The 16627-nt window shown below is 72.9% G+C and carries 18 protein-coding genes; 4 read left to right on the plus strand and 14 right to left on the minus strand.

What is annotated here, in order from left to right; all coding sequences use genetic code 11:
• Positions 1-10: 10 nt before the first annotated feature.
• Positions 11-1714 carry a molybdopterin-dependent oxidoreductase gene (locus QP089_RS03000; RefSeq protein ID WP_353070435.1) on the minus strand — a complete coding sequence of 568 codons (1704 nt, stop codon included), beginning with the start codon at positions 1712-1714 and terminating at the stop codon, positions 11-13.
• A 99-nt stretch (positions 1715-1813) separates the two neighbouring features.
• Here QP089_RS03000 and sigK point away from each other — a divergent pair, with 99 nt between their 5' ends.
• Both sigK and QP089_RS03010 read left to right on the plus strand, forming a co-directional pair.
• Complete coding sequence (gene sigK / locus QP089_RS03005; protein ID WP_285909613.1) at positions 1814-2395, plus strand: ECF RNA polymerase sigma factor SigK; 582 nt, start codon at positions 1814-1816, stop codon at positions 2393-2395.
• The gene (locus QP089_RS03010) at positions 2392-3096 is read left to right on the plus strand and encodes an anti-sigma factor (RefSeq protein ID WP_285909614.1); all 705 of its coding nucleotides are present in this window, start codon (positions 2392-2394) and stop codon (positions 3094-3096) included. The genes sigK and QP089_RS03010 overlap by 4 nt, the downstream gene beginning before the upstream one ends.
• Positions 3097-3231: 135 nt before the next feature.
• Here QP089_RS03010 and QP089_RS03015 read toward each other — a convergent pair whose 3' ends face one another.
• On the minus strand, positions 3232-3846 hold the full coding sequence (locus tag QP089_RS03015) for a TetR family transcriptional regulator (protein WP_285909615.1): 615 nt from the start codon (positions 3844-3846) through the stop codon (positions 3232-3234).
• 64 nt (positions 3847-3910) lie between these two features.
• Between QP089_RS03015 and QP089_RS03020 the strand changes: the two genes are divergently transcribed.
• Positions 3911-4246 (plus strand): cupin domain-containing protein, encoded by a 336-nt coding sequence (locus QP089_RS03020; protein WP_285909616.1) that lies wholly within the window; start codon positions 3911-3913, stop codon positions 4244-4246.
• A 441-nt stretch (positions 4247-4687) separates the two neighbouring features.
• Here the strand turns inward: QP089_RS03020 and QP089_RS03025 are convergent, their stop codons facing one another.
• The 12 genes from QP089_RS03025 to QP089_RS03080 form a co-directional block, all read right to left on the minus strand.
• Positions 4688-5503 carry an HpcH/HpaI aldolase/citrate lyase family protein gene (locus QP089_RS03025; RefSeq protein WP_285909617.1) on the minus strand — a complete coding sequence of 272 codons (816 nt, stop codon included), beginning with the start codon at positions 5501-5503 and terminating at the stop codon, positions 4688-4690.
• Positions 5500-6654 carry an acyl-CoA dehydrogenase family protein gene (locus QP089_RS03030; RefSeq protein WP_285909618.1) on the minus strand — a complete coding sequence of 385 codons (1155 nt, stop codon included), beginning with the start codon at positions 6652-6654 and terminating at the stop codon, positions 5500-5502. The genes QP089_RS03025 and QP089_RS03030 overlap by 4 nt, the downstream gene beginning before the upstream one ends.
• On the minus strand, positions 6654-7013 hold the full coding sequence (locus QP089_RS03035) for a Zn-ribbon domain-containing OB-fold protein (protein ID WP_285909619.1): 360 nt from the start codon (positions 7011-7013) through the stop codon (positions 6654-6656). Before QP089_RS03035 ends, QP089_RS03030 begins: the two co-directional genes overlap by 1 nt.
• Positions 7010-8152, minus strand: coding sequence for an acetyl-CoA acetyltransferase (locus QP089_RS03040; protein WP_285909620.1), 1143 nt, complete (start codon positions 8150-8152; stop codon positions 7010-7012). The genes QP089_RS03035 and QP089_RS03040 overlap by 4 nt, the downstream gene beginning before the upstream one ends.
• Positions 8149-8544, minus strand: a complete 396-nt coding sequence (locus QP089_RS03045) for a MaoC/PaaZ C-terminal domain-containing protein (protein ID WP_285909621.1) — start codon at positions 8542-8544, stop codon at positions 8149-8151. Before QP089_RS03045 ends, QP089_RS03040 begins: the two co-directional genes overlap by 4 nt.
• On the minus strand, positions 8541-9032 hold the full coding sequence (locus QP089_RS03050; RefSeq protein WP_285909622.1) for an FAS1-like dehydratase domain-containing protein: 492 nt from the start codon (positions 9030-9032) through the stop codon (positions 8541-8543). Before QP089_RS03050 ends, QP089_RS03045 begins: the two co-directional genes overlap by 4 nt.
• The gene (locus QP089_RS03055) at positions 9029-9970 is read right to left on the minus strand and encodes a RidA family protein (RefSeq protein WP_285909623.1); all 942 of its coding nucleotides are present in this window, start codon (positions 9968-9970) and stop codon (positions 9029-9031) included. Before QP089_RS03055 ends, QP089_RS03050 begins: the two co-directional genes overlap by 4 nt.
• A 125-nt stretch (positions 9971-10095) precedes the next feature.
• Positions 10096-11427: an MmgE/PrpD family protein gene (locus tag QP089_RS03060; protein ID WP_285909624.1), complete on the minus strand. Its 1332-nt coding sequence runs from the start codon at positions 11425-11427 to the stop codon at positions 10096-10098.
• Positions 11424-12629, minus strand: a complete 1206-nt coding sequence (locus tag QP089_RS03065; RefSeq protein ID WP_285909625.1) for a CaiB/BaiF CoA transferase family protein — start codon at positions 12627-12629, stop codon at positions 11424-11426. Before QP089_RS03065 ends, QP089_RS03060 begins: the two co-directional genes overlap by 4 nt.
• Positions 12626-13609, minus strand: coding sequence for an LLM class flavin-dependent oxidoreductase (locus QP089_RS03070; RefSeq protein ID WP_285909626.1), 984 nt, complete (start codon positions 13607-13609; stop codon positions 12626-12628). Before QP089_RS03070 ends, QP089_RS03065 begins: the two co-directional genes overlap by 4 nt.
• On the minus strand, positions 13606-14124 hold the full coding sequence (locus QP089_RS03075; protein ID WP_285909628.1) for a MaoC family dehydratase: 519 nt from the start codon (positions 14122-14124) through the stop codon (positions 13606-13608). The genes QP089_RS03070 and QP089_RS03075 overlap by 4 nt, the downstream gene beginning before the upstream one ends.
• A 105-nt stretch (positions 14125-14229) precedes the next feature.
• Entirely contained in the window at positions 14230-14988 is a 759-nt protein-coding gene (locus QP089_RS03080; protein WP_285909629.1) for a FadR/GntR family transcriptional regulator, read from the minus strand.
• 132 nt (positions 14989-15120) lie between these two features.
• Between QP089_RS03080 and QP089_RS03085 the strand changes: the two genes are divergently transcribed.
• A complete protein-coding gene (locus QP089_RS03085) occupies positions 15121-16614 on the plus strand; it encodes a class I adenylate-forming enzyme family protein (RefSeq protein ID WP_285909630.1) in 1494 nt (497 codons plus the stop codon).
• The last annotated feature ends 13 nt before the right edge of the window (positions 16615-16627 follow it).

The raw sequence follows: 16627 nt of genomic DNA on the forward strand, positions 1-16627 counted from the left end.
GCGGGGCCGGTCAGGTGACGGTGACCACCACCGAATGCCAGCCGGTCGCGCCGTCCGGGAACGGCGGCGTGCGGTGTTCGGGCTGGGTGCGGCCGGTGCCGTCGGTGGCGCGGCAGCGCAGCGTGTGGGACCCGGGCGCGGCGTCCCACTCGGCGATCCACTGCCGCCAGGTGTCCAGGCCGGGGACGGGCGCGAGCCGCGCCTGCCGCCACGGGCCGTCGTCGACCTGCCATTCGACGGCGTCGACGCCGCGGTGCTGCGCCCACGCGGTGCCGGCGACGGCGATCCGCCCGGCGTTGACGGTGGCCAGCGGCTTGGGCACGTCGATGCGGGAGAACGTCTTGATCGGCGCCCGCTCGGCGTAGCCGCGCCTGGTCCAGTACGCGTGGTCGGTCGCGAACCGGGTGACCTTGAGGTCGACGACCCACTTGGTGGCCGAGACGTAGCCGTACAGGCCGGGGACGACCATCCGGGCGGGGAAGCCGTGCGCGACCGGCAGCGGCTCGCCGTTCATCCCGACGGCCAGCAGCGCGTCCCGGCCGTCCAGGATCGTCTCGATCGGGGTGGACAGCGTCATGCCGTCGGACGAGCGGGACAGGATCTGGTCGGCGCCGGAAGCGATCCCCGCCCGGCGCAGCAGCGGCGCCAGCGGCGCGCCCAGCCAGCGGGCGTTGCCCGCGAGGTCGCCGCCGACCTGGTTGGACACGCACGACAGGGTGATGTCGCGTTCGATCAGCGCCTCGCGCAGCAGGTCGTCGAACGACATCTCGACGGGCCGGGCGACCATGCCGTGGATGCGCAGCGTCCAGTCGCGCGGGTCGACCTGCGGCAGGGTGAGCGCGGTGTCGACCCGGTAGAAGTCCCTGTTGGGGGTGCGGAACGGCGTCATCCCCGGCATCCGTATCTGGGCGTCCGGCGGCACCGGCCGCGCCGGGCTCGCCGCGCGCGGCAGCCGCAGCTTCGCGCGGACGGAGGAGACGTCGCCGCGGCGCAGCAGCACCCGCCCCGACACCCCGCCGGCCGCGGCGACGCCGATCACGCCGGCACCGGTCAAAAGCACACGCCGCCGATCGATCCCGGCACCTTCCCCGGGGGCCGGGTCGGGGGTGTCCTTGGAGCGGCGTTCTGGCCCGTTCTCCCACTCTGTGCGGGGGCCGGTTGCCTGGTCGCCGACCGGGGTAGCGGTGCCGTGGGCGGCTTCGCCCGCAGCGGTCGTTTCGGGAGGTCGGATGGGTGACGCGCGGTGCCTCGAGTGGAGCTTCGGGCGGACGCTGCGTGCCAGCACGACCAGGGCGGCCATGCCGGCGAGCGCACCGACCGCCGATGGCAGTGCGTCGACCGGCTCGGCGACCGGCCGGGTCAGCGCCGCGAGGACCCCGACTGTTCCGAAGGCGGCGAGCCCGATCAGGCCAAAGACCAGCCGGGGCTTGCTCACCAGTCCTATGACCAGCGCCGCGACCGTGATCCCGGCGCCGAGCCCGAGCAGCAGCACCGTCTTGTCGTTGCTCCCGAAGTGGCGGATCGCGAAGTCCTTCAACCACACCGGGGTGAGGTCGATGAACCCCGCGCCGACCGCCAGCAGCGGCGAGGACGACGCCCGGCCGAGCATCCCGGCCGCCAGTTCGGCGACGCCCATCGCGGCCGCGGCGGCCAGCAGTCCGCGGAGCGCGGCGGTCGCCCACCGCAGTGGTCCGGATGCTCGTTTGCCTGTCACAACCGGTGTTCGGGGCCGGACGGCTTGTGGATGGGTCGAATCACCGACAAGTTCTAGACCCATCCTCGGGACCGCCAGCACCGAACTACCGGTGTGGAGATGAACGAACCGGCCAAAGGGCCGCGCCTGGTAGCGGAAGGCCCGCCCGACCTGGCCGAGCTGCTCGGCCGCGTCGCGCGCGGCGACCAGGACGCGTTCGCCCAGGTGTACGAGCGGCTGTCCGGACCCGTCTACGGGCTGGCGCTGCGGGTCGTCCGCGACCCGGCGCAGGCCGAGGAGATCGCCCAAGACGTGCTGGTCGAGCTGTGGCGCAAAGCGGCGCACTACCGCCCCGAACGCGGCAGCGCGACGTCGTGGGCGCTGACCGTGGCGCACCGCCGCGCCGTCGACCGGGTGCGCTCCAGCCAGGCCGACCGCGCCCGCCAGGAGCGCACCGCCGCGCCCGCGCCCGACTACGACCAGGTCGCCGAGGAGGTCGGCACCCGCCTGGAACACCAGCAGGTGCGCCGCTGCCTGGGGCACCTGACCGAGACCCAGCGCGAGTCGATCACGCTCGCCTACTTCGGCGGCTACACCTACCGCGAGGTCTCCGAGCTGCTCGGCGTCGGCCTCGCCGCCGTCAAGACCCGGATGCGCGACGGACTCATCCGGTTGCGTGACTGCCTGGGAGTGCAGCCATGACCCACGACCCGCACGACCTCGCCGGCCCCTACGCCCTGGACGCGCTCGCCGACACCGAGCGGCGCCGCTTCGAGCGCCACCTGTCCGGCTGCACCGCCTGCGCCGAGGAGGCCGCCGGACTCCGCGAGACCGCGGCCCGGCTCGCGCTCGCCGCCTCGCACCGTCCGCCGGACGAGCTGCGCGGACGCGTCATGGCCGAAATCGCCAGAACCCGCCAGTCGCCGCCGCCGCTGGGCCGCCGCCTCCCGTCCCCCCGCACCCACGGACTGAACTGGCTCGCCGCCGCGGCCTGCCTGGTCCTCGCCCTAGCCGGCGGCGGCGCGGCATGGCACTTCCACCGCTCCGCCGAGCACGCCCAAGCCCTGAACCACCAGGTCACCGCCGTGATGACCGCACCGGACGCACACACCTCCACCACCCGCGCACCGACCGGCGCCACCGTCACCGTCGTCGCGTCGCGCTCGCTCGGCAAGGCCGTCGTCACCACCTCCGGGCTGCGGCACCTGCCGTCGGCCAAGACCTACCAGATGTGGTGGCTCGGCCCCACCGCCCCCCGCTCCGCCGGGACCCTGAACTACACGACCCACCCGGTCGTCACCACGGGCCTCGGCGACGCGCAACGCTTCGGCGTCACAGTCGAACCGGCCAGCGGCTCCCCCCAGCCGACCAGCGACCCGATCCTCACCCTCGAACTCGGCTGACCGTCACTGGTCCCAGCAGCACCGGACAAGCCGGCCAGCGACAGAGCCGTTAACTGGACACTCCCTGCTGACCTGCGATTTCACCTTAGATTCGACGCCTCCGCAGACTCTGCGCACAGGTCTGGACCGGGGTGCTCAGTGGTGGGGGCGGTGCTGGTTCGGGGCTTGGGTGAGGGCTTGGGTGAGCAGGGCCTGGGCGGTCCAGCGCATGGTGTCGGTGGCCTGTTGGCGGGTGAGGCCGGCGATGTCGGTGAGCCAGATCAGCGACTCGATGCCGGTGGCGGAGCGGATCGTCACGGCGAGGTGGTGGATGTCGAGGTCGGGGTGGGTGTCGGCCAGCGGGGCCAGGGCGTCTTCGATCCAGCCGATGGCGCGCCCGCCGCGCAGCGGGGGCTGATCGGTGCCGGGTTGCAGGGACAGCCGCAGCGAGGCGCGGAGTTGGGGTTCCCAGTCGAGGGTGAGCTGGGTGAAGGCGGTCATGACCAGGTCCAGCCGGGCTGCCGGGTCGGCGGGGGGATCCGGGGGAAGCAGAGAGGCTCGCTCGTTCTGAGGGTGGGCGGCGCTCAGCAGGGCGTGCTGGTTGGGGAAATAGCGGTAGGCGGTGGTGCGGGAGATGCCCGCCGCCGCGGCGGCGTCTTCGACGGCGGGGTCGGCGCCGTCTGCCAGCAGGCGGCGGGCGGCCTCGATGAGGGCCTGGCGGGTGCGGGACTTCTGCTGACGGCGCCCGGTCTGCTCGTATGGTACCGGCATGCCTACTGTCGTCCCATATTTGGAATCCGACCTGGGCGAGGCGCTCATGAGCCAAGATCCCGCAGTGAGCAATCCGGGCCTGTACTCGGTGGTCTTCGAGAACGAACGGGGCCGCGTCCTGCGGTACCGCGACCGGCCCGGAGAGGCGACCACGCCGCACCGGCACCCGGACAGCGTGATGATCACGCTGTCGTCCTTCACCCGGCGACTGACCTCCGGTGAGCGCCAGGTCGAGCTCGCCCTGCAGACGGGGCAGGTGCGATGGCTCGGGGCGCAGGAACACGCCGGGCGGAACATCGGCGACACCGACACGCATGCGATCTTCGTCGAGCTCAAGGAGACCGCGTCAGCAGAGCGCGCACAGCCCACCGGGCCGGCGCTTGGCCCTGACCGGCCGTAATCTCGAGACATTCGAGAGCCGGTCTCGGGACTGGTCGCGAACCCTGCGGTGAGCGCTCCGGACGGCCGCGCGCCGCAGGGTGGCGACCTCGCTGCTGTCCCAGCCCTGGGACATGAGACCGACAGCGACTGCATCACCAACGGGTCCTGCCCTCCCCGCCACATCCAGGCAGTTCAAGAACCCACCTTTCGCGACCACGGGAATTGACGGAGACGATAGGGGGCGTGGGTGTCGGTTACGGTGAGCCGATCGGTGCGACGTAGCCGGGCGGGCCGAGCGGCGCAATGTGGCTACACCTTCTGGAGCTCGGCCACCGCAGATATCGAACCGGTGATCGCCGCCGGCACTGTACGAGGTCTGCTCGTGCGCACTCGGCCGGACATGGCGTCGGGTTCCGCGGGTGGCCGAGCATCGTCACTCCGGCCTGGCGTCCCTCGGCGGTCAGGCGAGCAGGGCGCGGGCGGCGCGGACGACGGCCTCGTCGACTAGGCGGCCGTCCTCGCCGACGCATACGGCGGAGCCGGAGGCGAGGGCGGCTTCGTGGCGGGCGAGTAGAGCACGGGCCCGATCCAGCTCAAACGGTGTCGGAGTGAAGACCTCCGCGACGACCGGGAGCTGGGCCGGGTGGACGCAGGCGCGGCCGCGGAAGCCGAGCCGCTTGAGGCGCAGCGTGGTCGAGCGGAACGCGTCGAGGTCGCGGAACTCGGTGGAGACCGGGCCGATCGGCGGGCGCAGCCCGGCGGCGGCGGACGCCGCGACCACCTGGGATCTGGCCCAGAGCAGCTCGGACTCGTCCGGGCCGGGCGTGACGCCTAGGTCGGCGGCCAGGTCGGCCTCGCCGATCTGGAGGTCGGCGACCCGCGGCGCGAACGCGATCTCGGGTGCCGCCAGGACGGCCGCGGCGGACTCTAGCAGCGGGACGACGGGGAGGCCGGGCGCGTCGGCGAGGGCGGCGTCGAGGGCGTGCAGGTTGTCCGTGCTCTCGACCTTGGCGGCGCACAGGCCGTCGAGGCCGGGGCCGACGAGAGCGCGGGCGTCGGCGTGGCCGAGTTCGCCGGGGTTGATGCGGACGGTGACGTGCGGCCGGTCGGCGGGCAGCGCGCGGAGCCAGGCGGCGACGGCGGCGCGGGTCGTCTCCTTCGCGGAGAGGGGGACGGCGTCCTCCAGGTCGACGATCAGTTCGTCGGCGCCGAGCGTCAGGGCCTTGGCGAGGCGGTCCGGGCGGTCGCCCGGGACGTAGAGCGCGGTCGTCCTCACCCCACGGTCTCCTTGCCGGAGGTCAGCGCCTTGGCGATGACGGTGCGCATGATGTCGTTGGTGCCCTCGCCGATGCTCATCAGCGGCGCGTCCCGGTAGAGCCGCTCGACGGTGAACTCCTTGGAGTAGCCGTAGCCGCCGTGGACCTGCATCGAGGTGAGGGCGCACTCAATGGCGGCCTCGCTGGCGAAGGTCTTGGCCATGCCCGCCTGCATGTCGACGCGGTCGCCGGCATCGGCGCGGGACGCGGCCCAGTAGACGAGCAGCCGGGCGGCCTGCACCTTGATCGCCATGTCGGCGATCTTGAGCTGGATCGCCTGGAAGTCCTGGATCGGGCGGCCGAACGCCTCGCGCCGCGCCGCGTACCGCAAAGCCTCGTCGTAGGCGGCCTGCGCGATGCCGAGGGACCGGGCGGCGACGTTGATGCGGCCGGTCTCCAGGCCCGACAGCACCTGCTGCATGCCGCGTCCCTCGACGCCGCCGAGCAGGTTCGCGGCGGGGACGCAGGCGCCGTCGAACACGATCTCGCAGGACTCGGTGCCCTTGTAGCCGAGTTTGGGCAGGTCGCGCAGCACCTCGAAGCCGTCCTCGACGAGCAGGACGGACATGCCGCGGTGCGCGGGCGAGGCGGACGGGTCGGTCTTGACCAGGACCGGCAGCGGGCTGGCGTGCCGGGCGTTGGTGATCCAGGTCTTGCGCCCGTCGATGACGTAGTGGTCGCCGTCGCGGCGGGCGGTGGCGGCGATGCCCTGCAGGTCGGTGCCGGCGCCGGGTTCGGTGAGGCCGATGCCGGTGCGGCGGCGGCCGGCGGCGAGGTCGGGCAGGAAGCAGGCCTTCTGCTCGGCGGTGCCGTGCCGGGCGATCATCCAGCAGGACAGCGAGTGGCTGCCGAGGATGCCGGCGATGCCCATCCAGCCCTTGGAGATCTCCTCGAAGACCAGGGCGAAGGAGACCATGTCGGCGCCGAGGCCGCCGTACTCCTCGGGGACGGTCAGCCCGAACAGGCCGAGGCCCTTCATCGTCTCGACGATCTCGGTCGGGTACCGGTCGGCGGCCTCCCATTCCTGGACGACGGGCCGAATCTCGCGGTCCACGAAGGCGCGGAGGGTGTCGCGGAAGAGGCGCTGCTCGTCGGTGAGTTCGAAGTCCATCAGGCGTCCTTGGTGAAGACGGGGAGGTGCCGGCCGTCCGGGAGGGGCCGCCAGCCGAGCCGGACGGGCTCGTCGCAGGCCCACGGGCCGGGGCCGGCCAGGTGGGTGAGGATGATCGGTCCATCGGCGAGCCGGACACGCGCGACGACGTAGGGTGCCTCGACGTCGGAGGACGGGGCGCGGTGCACGACGGTGAACGAGTCGACGGTGCCGTGCCCGGAGGCGTCGTCGAACATCAGGTCGGTGCCGCCGCAGCGGGTGCACAGTTCGCGCGGATAGTGCTGCGCGTGCCCGCAGGCGCAGCGCTGGACGGCCAGGCGCCGGTCCCGCGTGGCGTCCCACCACCGGTCCTCGATCACCGGTCGGCTCCCAGCAGGACGGTGGCGTGGCTGGACAGGATGCCGCCGGTGCCGTGCGCGAGCGCCACCTCGGCGCCGTCGACCTGCCGGTCGCCGCATTCGCCGCGCAGCTGCCGGACGGCCTCGACCAGCAGCAGCAGCCCGTACTGTCCGGGATGGCAGTAGGACAGGCCGCCGCCGTTGGTGTTGAGGGGGAAGTCGCCGCCGGGACGGGTCCGCCCGCCGGCGATGAATCCGGCGGCGTCGCCAGGGGCGCAGAAGCCGAGGCCCTCCAGCGTCAGCAGGACGGTGACGGTGAAGGAGTCGTAGACCTCGGCGACGTCCACGTCGGACGGTGCCAGCCCGGCCATCGCGAACGCGCGGCGTCCCGAGTCGAACGAGCCGGGGCGCAGCAGGTCGTCCGCCGAGGTCATGCTGGTGTTGGTGGTGGACTCCCCGTAGCCGAGGACGACGACGGGCGGCCGTCGCAGGTCGCGGGCGCGTTCCAGCGAGGTGAGGACGACGGCGCCGCCGCCGTCGGTGACGAGGCAGCAGTCCGCGGACGTCAGCGGCGTCGAGATCATCGGCGCGTCGAGAACGCCGGCGGCGGTGAGCGGGCCCGCGCCGTACCGGAACGCCTTGGGGTTGCGCAGCGCCCATTCCCGGGCCGCGACGGCGACCTCGGCGATCTGCTCACGGTCGGCCTTGTAGACGTGCACGTAGCGCTGCGCGGCCATCGCGTAGTACGAGATCGGGTACAGCGGCGCGTACGGCGACTCGAAAATCGCCTCGGGAGTGTGCGGCTCGACGGCGCCGCCAAGCGACCGCGACCGCGCGGACCGCTGGTTCGATGCGAACGCGATGAGGACGGTACCGCACTGCCCGGCCTCGATGGCCTGCGCGGCGCGGGCGACGAACATCTCGAACGCGGACCCGCCGGCGAACGTCGAGTCCGTCCAGGAAGGCTGGACGCCCAGATAGTCGGCCAGCTGGGTGGCGGAGAACCGGGAGACGCCGGTGGTGGCGATGCCGTCGACCTCGGAGAGCGCGAGCCCGGCGTCGTGCAGCGCGCGGGTGACGGCCTGCGCGTGCAGGCCGAGGACGGACGCGCCGGTGTCGCCGAGGTCGGACTCGGCGGCGCCCGCGATCGCGACCGTCACAGCCGCACCTCGCAGCCGGCGGGCGCGACGGCGACGCGGCCGTCCTCCACCACCTCGACCTTCTGCTCGATGGTCACCAGGCTGCCGTCCACCGCCGTGACGGTGCCGGTGCAGCGGACGGTCTCGTTCGCGAACACCAGGTTCTTGAACCGGAACCGCAGCGTCGCCAGCCGCGCAGACGGGCCGAGCCAGTCCTGCACCTGCTCGGCGAGCAGCGCGCCGAAAACCTGGCCGTCCACGACTGGCCCGGGCAGCTTGCGCGGTTCGAGGAACGCGGGATCGTAATGCATGCGCTGCCAGTCCCATGTCGCGCCCGCGTAGGCGATCATGTCGGCGAGTTCGATGCGGCGCACCAGCTCGGGGACCGCGTCCCCCACCGCGACGGCCGTCATGAGATCTCCACGTAGATCAGCGTCTCCTCGTTGGTGGCGAGCGGTTCGCCTTGCTGGTCGGTGTAGGCGGCGGTGGAGGTGACGATGAGCATCGCCTGTCCCCTGCCGTTGACCCGCTCGGTGATGTCGCTGATCCGCCAGGTGGCGGTGATGACGTCGTCCGGGCGGACCGGGCGATGGAACGTGTAGGAGTTGCCGCCGCGCACCAGCCGCGTGCCGAGGACGTCGAGGTCCCACATGTGCCCGGCGAACCCGTCGTCGCCGCGCGGCAGCCCGGTGTACTGGTTCGTCTCCATGATGAGCGTCGGCGGGGCGATGACGCTGTCGTATCCGTGTTCGCGCGCGTAGGCGTCATCGGTGTAGAGCGGGTTGTCGTCGCCGACGGCCTGCGCGAAGTACCGGATCGACGCGCGTCCGAGTTCCTCCGGCGCCGTGTAGGCGACCTCGCTCCCGATGAGCGCCCTCATCTCCTCGGTCAGCAGTTTCATGCGCTCTCCCCCGCCGGGGCCAGGACCGCCGTCGGAACGACCTCGATCATGAAGTCGGGGCGCAGCAGCGCCGAGCACACCACCGCGGACAGTGCCGGGGAGTCGCCGAAGTACCTGCGGCGGATCTCGGCGACCTCGTCGTAGCCGGCGACGGCGTCCGGGGTGAGGTACTCGACGAGCCGGACGACGCCGCCGTAGGGCGGCCGGTCACCGAGGCCCGCCTCGCGGAGCGTCGCGGCAATGGAGGCGTAGACGTATTCGGCCTGGGCGTGCAGGTCGCCGTCGAAGATGCTCTTCTGGGTGGCGGGTTCGAGCGCCCCGAATCCCGACATGAACAGGGTGTCGCCCGCTGCGACGCCCGGCTTGTAGGTGAGCGTGTCGTACCGTTTCCAGCCGGGATTGACGGTCTTCAGCGTCGCGGTGGACGCGATCGCGTCCAGCGAGACCATCGCGCCCGGCACGACCGGCCGGTCGACGATGATGCCGGCGGCGCCGGGGAACACGCCGTCGGCGTTGCCCAGGAGCTCCTTGCGGACGCGGCCGCAGCGCGGGTACTCCGACCGGGTCGCGTTCGCCGTGTAGTCGGTCGTCTGGACGAGCGACCCGAGCCTGAGCCCAGCGGCTTTCAGCAGGTCGGCGGCCTGTTCGAGGCACTGCCGGTACTGGGAGCGGAAGTCGCCGCCGCGCGGGTGGATGCTCGGGAGGTAGACGATGCCGCCGGCGACGCGAGCCGTGCCGCGGTGCATGTCGTCGGGCGCGGCCTCGATCAGCTCGCCGCCGCCGGGATACGCGGTCAGCTCGACGGCGAGGTCCTCCCCGCCGGGCAGTGCCTCCACCGCCACTGTCGCGACCGGCGCCCGGTGGCCGCCAAGCGCGTCCCGTCGCGCCGCCTCGACCTCGGCGTACGTCTCGAGCACGGCATCGGTCGCGTACTCCACGACTTGGACGACATCGCCCGGCCCCGCACCGGCACTCGCCAGCTCCGCGAAGGCCCGCTCGTAGGCGCCCCGAATCGTGCCGGCACAGGCGGACAGCCGTAGGGTCGCATTTCCTCCATTGCTGGTCACCGCGCCTCCAAGACCGCGAGCAGCGGACGGGTCGACGTGCGGTCGGGCAGGGCGAGGATCTCGGTCACGTGCCCGGGGTCGCCCAGGTTGGCGAGCGCCTTCTCCCGGACGGTCCGGTCGACGTCAGGATCGTCGGGACCGCCGCCGCTGCGCGGGACCTCGGCGCGGATCGCGCGGCCGTCGCGGGTGACGGCGCGGAGCCGTCCCGGCTGGTCGGCCGCCGCGCCGCCGAAGTCGACGACCTCGGCGCCGACGCGCCCGGCGAGGTCGAGCACCTCGGGACGGTCGATCGCGTCGTAGGTCGCGGTGGTCACCGAGCCGTCGATCACCATGACAGCGACGCTCCACGGCAGGCTGAACTTGGCGTCGTAGGGCGTGCGGGGCCGTTCCTTGCCCGGCGCGCAGACGATGGGCGCGGCGTCCGGGTGCACCTCGGCGGTGATGCTCTCGATCCCGGCGCCGTGCAGCCGGCGGGCGGCGTCGAGCTGGGCGTGCATGAGCTGGCAGGCGGGATACGGCTTGACGGTGATCCGGGTCAGCTCCCAGCGCTCGCCGAGCCCTTCCAGGACCGCCGCCGGTTCGACGCGGCGGCCGAGCAGCGCGCCGTACAGGCCGTGCTCCCCCTCGATCACGGTCTCGGGGCCGGTCGCGCCGTGGGCAGCGAGCGTCGCGGCGAGCATTCCCGCGCGGGCCGCGAAGCCGGGGTGCAGCTGCTTGGTGGACGCGCCGGTGTTGAGGAACTCCAGCAGCCCGCCGGCCTGGCTCCCGGCGATGCCGAGCGCGTGGACGGTCTCGTCCACGGTCAGCCTGCGCATCCGGGACGCGGTGAGCGCGGCGGCGAGCACCCCGCAGGCGGCGGTGGCGTGCAGGCCGCGGGCGTGGAAGCCGTGCGGAGCCGCGGCCCCGAGCCGGCAGATGGTCTCCAGCCCTGCCATGGCGCCGAGCAGGAGGTCGGGGCCGCCGAGCCCGAGCGCCTCCGCCTCGGCGAGCGCGACCGGGAGGACGGGCGCGGACGCGTGCACGAGCCCGCCCGCATGGGTGTCGTCGAAGTCGAGCGCGTGCGTCAGGACGCCGTTGGCGAACGCCGCCTCGGCCCTCGTCACGCGGCCTGCGCCGGTGGGCTGCCCGATGATGGTCGCCTCGGGACGTCCGCCGCCCATCTCGAGCGCGGTCAGGACGGCGGCGCCGGCGGCGCCCCGCCGGGCCGCGGCGACCGCGCAGCCGAGCCCGTCCAGGACGTGCCGGAGCGCAGTCCGCCCCACGGCGTCCGGAACGACCCCGAAGGTGAGCCCGAGCGCCCATTCCGCCAATGAGCGAGCCGCCGTCATGCGGGCACCGGCCCGAAGGCGCCGGCGGCGGCGAGTTCGGTGACGCGTTCCCCGGTATAGCCGAGGACTTCGGCGGTGACGTGGGCGAGGTCCTCGCCGATCCGCGGGGCGCGCCGGTAGGCGGGCGGCCGGTCGCCGGCCCGGACCGGCGAAGCGAGGTTCTTCACCGTCCCGTAGCGAGGGTGATCGGTCTCCACGACGAGGCCGCGGGCGGCGGTGTGCGGCTCGGTGAGCGCGGCGGCCACGTCGTTGATCGGCCCGCACGGGATCGACGCGGCGTACAGCGGCTCAAGCCATTCGGCGACCGTCCGCGTCAGGAACAGCGGTTCGAGCAGGTCGAGCAGGTCGCGGGCGTTGCGCTGCCGGTCGGCGAACGTCGCGAAGCGCGGGTCGCCGGCCAGGTCCGGACGGCCCAGGACGGTGGTGAGCCGACGCCAGAACTTCTCCTTCGCGCAGCCGACGACGAGCCAGCCGTCCTTGGCGCGGAAGTTCTGGAACGGCACCAGCGACGGGTGCGCGGAGTACCGGGTGCGGGACGGAGCGAACCCGGCGTTGAGGTGCCAGACGCCCGGATAGGTGAGCATCGAGATCGCCGTGTCGTACAGCGAGACGTCGCAGTCCATCCCGGCGCCGTCGCGGCGGGCGGCGTGCAGGGCGGCCAGCAGCGACAGCACGGCCACGTATCCGCCGCAGTAGTCGACGAGCGACAACCCGGACTTGGCGGGCGGCCCGTCCGGCTCACCGGTCAGGTCCATCCAGCCTGCGAGACCCTGCAGGATGTAGTCGTAGCCGGGCTCCTTCGAGCGCGGCCCGGTCATGCCGAAGCCGGTGAGCGAGCAGCACACGATTCGCGGGTTGAGGTGCTTGAGGTCGTCGTAGGTGATGTGCAGCTTGGCGGGCACGTCGCCGCGCAGGTTGGAGTAGACCGCGTCGGAGACCGCGACCAGTTCCTCGAACACCGTCCGGCCCGCCTCGGTGGACAGGTCGAGTGACACCGACCGCTTGTTGCGATTGAACGCCTCGTGGAACAGCGAGTCCTCACCCTCGGCGTACGGGGGGACGTAGCGGCCGACGTCGCCGCCGGTCCGGGGGTCCTCGATCTTGATGATCTCGGCGCCGAGGTCGGCCAGGTGCAGGGAGCCGAACGGGCCCGCGCCGTACTGCTCCAGCGAGACGATCCGCACGTCCTCCAGCGGCCTCATGCCAGCTCCTTGATCAGGTCGATGATCCGGGCCTGCGCGGACCGGATCCGCGGGGGCGCGAGCCCGTGGGTGGGAGGCGTCAGCTTGATCGTGGTGGCGTGCCCGGCGTAGGCGGCGATGCGGTCGGCGACCTGCCCGGCGGTGCCGGTGAGGGTGAGCGCGTCGACCATCCGGTCGGGCACGGCGGCGGCGAGGTCGTCGGCACGGGCTCCGGCGCGGAACGCCGCGAGCACCCGCTCCTGCTCGCCGGCGAGGTCGTGGAAGGCGAAGAAGCCGGCGTAGGTGCGGACCGACGCGTAGAATCCGGCGACCCCCGCGGCGCGGCGGCGCGCCTCCGCCGGGTCGTCGTCGATCGAGCAGGCGGCCGACACGACGGCGTCCATGCCGGGGCGCAGCAGCGGCAGGGCGCGCTCGCGCAACCACGCGGGTGAGCACAGCTCGTGCGAGATCCAGCCGTCGGCGATCTCCCCGGCCAGCCTCCTCATCACCGGGCCCGTCCCGGCGAGGTAGATGGGGAACGGGGTGGCGGGGAAGGGCCGCCGGTAGCCGCGCACCCGCAGGCTCGCCAGTTCCCCTTCGACGGTCATCGGCTCGCTGGACGCGGCGTGCGCGGCGAAGTGCCGGATGATCGCGACGGTCTCGCGGAGCCGCGCGGCGGGGCGCTCCCAGCGCACGCCGTGCCAGTCCTCGTTGAGCCGTTTCACGCCGCTGCCGAGGCCGAGGACGAACCGTCCGCCGGACAGTTCGGCGAGGTCGAGGGCCTCCAGTGCGGTGGTCATCGGGCTGCGGGTGAAGGCCAGCGCGATCGCCGTACCGACCTGGGCGCGGCGGGTGCCGGCGGCGACCGCGGCGGCCGGGACGGTGGCGCTGCGGTGCAGTTCGGGAAGGCACACGGCCTCCGCGCCGGCGTCCTCGGCCGCCCGCGCGGCCTCGACCAGTTCGGCGAGGGTCTCACCCCACGGCCCGTAGGTGATCCTCATGCCGTCATCGGCCCGGTCTTGGCATCGGGGAAGTACTTCTTGTCGTTGGACGCGTCCCGCTTGTAGACCATGACGGTGCGCGTCCAGGAGACGACCTCGTCGCCGTCCTGGTTCAGGCCGCGGGTGTCGGCGGTGATGATGCCCGCGTAGGGCCGCGACCCCGACTCCCGCATGCCGGTGATCATCGACTCGGCGTAGAGGGTATCGCCGACGAACACCGGATGGGTGAGCCTGATGTCGGTCCAGCCGAGGTTCAGCAGCGCCGTCTGGCTGATGTCGATCACCGACAGGCCGAGGACGAGCGCAACCGTCAGGGCCGAGTTCACGATGACCCTGCCCGCCGGGGAGCGGGCGGCGAAGTCGGCGTTGTAGTGGTTCTGGTTGGTGTTCAGCGTCAGCAGCGTGAACCAGGTGTTGTCGCTCTCGCCGATGGTGCGGCCGAACGGGTGCTGGAACACGTCGCCGACCGCGAAGTCCTCGTAGTACCGGCCGATGCGGGCTTCGTGGACAGTCATCCGGCGCCTCCTCCGGTCGCCCCGTGCGGGGCTGCCCCGAAGTTAAAGGTCGGACTTTTAGCCGTCAAGCCTTCGGCGGGGAACCGTTCGGCTCCGGCACCCGGATCAGCTCCCTCCGGCCGGCCTCTCCCCAGCCGGACGGGTGCGGTCGATGGCGGTGTAGGTCTCGCGCAGGTTCTCCAGATGCGCCCGGCACGCCTCGCGCGCGCCCGCCTCGTCCCGCGCCTCGATCCGGGAGAGAATCTCCCGGTGGTCGCGGTCGACGCCGTGCCAAAACCGCGACGGCGCGTCCTCGCGCAGGAAACGCTCGTTGAGCACGCGGAACACCGGCTGGGTGACGACCTCCAGAAACGGGTTGCCAGCCATCCCCAGCAGCACGGTGTGGAAGTGCCGGTTCGGCGCGAAGATCTCCGCCGGGTCGAGCCCGCCCGGGTCGAACAGCGAGCCGCGCAGCTCGGCCCGGCCCCGCTCGTCCCCCCGCGCGGCGGCCAGCCCGGCGGCCGGCACCTCCAGCATCTCCCTGATCTCCAGCAGCTGGTCGACCGTGACCCGGTCGTCCAGGGTGAGCAGGTTGAGGCTGGTCGCCAGGTACTCGGCGATCTGGTCGGGGCGCGGGTGCGCCACGAAGCTGCCGCCGGCGACACCGCGCGTGGTGGTGACGAGGTTCTGGCTGGCCAGCAACCGGAGCGCCTCCCGGACGGTGCCGCGGCTGACGCCGTGCTCGGCCGACAGGTCGGGCTCGACGGGCAGCCGGTCGCCGGGCCGGAACTCGCCGGCGAGGATGCGCTCGCGCAGACCGGCCGCGATCTCGGCGTACGCCGGCATGGGAGCGGCCGGGCGCGCGGAGGGTTGCTCGGCGGACACGCACGGCATCGTACCGGCAAAGGTCGGACTTTCCCGGAGCCGGGCATTGACGCGCCGCGCGGGCACCGGGCAAGCTCTCGGGTATCCCACAACGAAACCTGGTTTCTGAATGCGGAACGCGGAGGTGGATCCGTGGCACTGCTCCCCGGCGGCGCCCCGCTCACGATGGCGGGCGGCGTGCGCGAGTTCGCCGCCTCCGCGCCGGACGCCATCGCCGTCGTCGACGGCGACCGCGCACTGACCTACCGGGCGCTGGACGAGCGCGCCAGCCGGCTCGCCCAGGCCCTGCTCGCGGGCGGGCTGCGCCCCGGCGACCACGTCGCCGTCCGGCTCGGCAACCGGCTGGAGTACCCCGAGGTCATCGCCGCCGCGGCCAAGGCGGGGCTGGTCCTCGTGCCCGTCGGGACCAGGCTCACCGACGCCGAGGAGTGCTTCGTCCTGGAGCACTCCGGCGCCCGCGCCCACATCTCCGACACCGAGCCGCCGGTCCCGGTCGAGGTCGTCCTCCGCATCGGCGGGACGGGCGCCGCCTCCTACGAGCAGGCGCTCGAATCGGCGCGGTCCGCCGATCCGATGGCGCCCGTCGACGAGAACGCCCCCTGCTGCCTCTACTACACCTCCGGCACGACCGGCACGCCCAAGGGCGTCCTCAGCAGCCACCGCGCGCGGACCCTCCTGTGCTACCTGTCCGCCATGGAGTGGGGCCTCGGCGCCCGCCGCGTCAGCCTCGCCGTCGCGCCGATGTACCACGGCGCCGGAATGGTCTTCGGCTACGCGCCAGTCGTCACCGGCGGCACCGTGGTCATGCTCCCCGAATGGGACCCCGAGCGGATGCTCGCGCTCGCCGAACGGCACCGCGCCCAGTCGGTGTTCCTCGTGCCGACCCACGCGCAGACGCTCCGCGCGTCCAGAGCGCTCAGCCGTTACGGCGGGTCCAGCCTCGACACCCTGTACTTCAACGCCGCGCCCCTGCCGGCGGTCCTGAAGGACTGGGTCATGGACGCCTTCCCGCATGCCGGCGTGCACGAGCTGTACGGGTCCACCGAGGCCGGCATCGTCAGCAACTGCCGGCCGTCCGACGCCGGCCGGGCCGGTTCCGTCGGCCTGCCCTGGTACATGACCGAGGTCCGGGTCGTGGACCCCGCCGGCGACCCGGTCGGGCCGGGCGAGCGCGGCGAGCTGTTCAGCCGCTCCCCCTTCCTGATGAACGGCTACCTGCGCGACGACGGCGCCACCGGCGGCTGCACGACCGAGGACGGCTTCCTCACCAGCGGCGACATCGTCGTCTGCGACGAGGACGGGTTCCTCTACGTGGTGGACCGCAAGAACGACATGATCATCTCTGGTGGCGTGAACATCGCGCCGCGCGAGGTCGAGGACGTCCTCGGCGCCTTTCCCGGCGTCGCCGACTGCGCGGTCGTCGGGCGGCCCGACGAACGGTGGGGCGAGCGCGTCACCGCGTTCGTCGTCGCCCGTCCTGGCGCGTCCGTCGACGCGGCGGCGCTGCAGGCGCACTGCCGCGAACGGCTGTCCGGCCCGAAGGTGCCCCGCAGCGTCGAATTCCTCCCCGATCTCCCCCGCAATGCCGCCGGCAAGGTGCTCAAGCGCGAGCTCCGCGACCGCTGACCGCTCCCGCAAC

Origin of the sequence: Actinomadura opuntiae, assembly GCF_030283205.1 — a bacterium.
GTDB lineage: Bacteria > Actinomycetota > Actinomycetes > Streptosporangiales > Streptosporangiaceae > Spirillospora.

Bases quoted from the DNA above. Each gene is read 5' to 3' on its own strand.
- sigK (WP_285909613.1), top strand. From the start codon at position 1,814: ATGAACGAACCGGCCAAAGGGCCGCGCCTGGTAGCGGAAGGCCCGCCC.
- QP089_RS03010 (WP_285909614.1), top strand. From the start codon at position 2,392: ATGACCCACGACCCGCACGACCTCGCCGGCCCCTACGCCCTGGACGCG.
- QP089_RS03015 (WP_285909615.1), bottom strand. From the start codon at position 3,846: ATGCCGGTACCATACGAGCAGACCGGGCGCCGTCAGCAGAAGTCCCGC.
- QP089_RS03030 (WP_285909618.1), bottom strand. From the start codon at position 6,654: ATGGACTTCGAACTCACCGACGAGCAGCGCCTCTTCCGCGACACCCTC.
- QP089_RS03045 (WP_285909621.1), bottom strand. From the start codon at position 8,544: ATGACGGCCGTCGCGGTGGGGGACGCGGTCCCCGAGCTGGTGCGCCGC.
- QP089_RS03050 (WP_285909622.1), bottom strand. From the start codon at position 9,032: ATGAAACTGCTGACCGAGGAGATGAGGGCGCTCATCGGGAGCGAGGTC.
- QP089_RS03060 (WP_285909624.1), bottom strand. From the start codon at position 11,427: ATGACGGCGGCTCGCTCATTGGCGGAATGGGCGCTCGGGCTCACCTTC.
- QP089_RS03065 (WP_285909625.1), bottom strand. From the start codon at position 12,629: ATGAGGCCGCTGGAGGACGTGCGGATCGTCTCGCTGGAGCAGTACGGC.
- QP089_RS03070 (WP_285909626.1), bottom strand. From the start codon at position 13,609: ATGAGGATCACCTACGGGCCGTGGGGTGAGACCCTCGCCGAACTGGTC.
- QP089_RS03075 (WP_285909628.1), bottom strand. From the start codon at position 14,124: ATGACTGTCCACGAAGCCCGCATCGGCCGGTACTACGAGGACTTCGCG.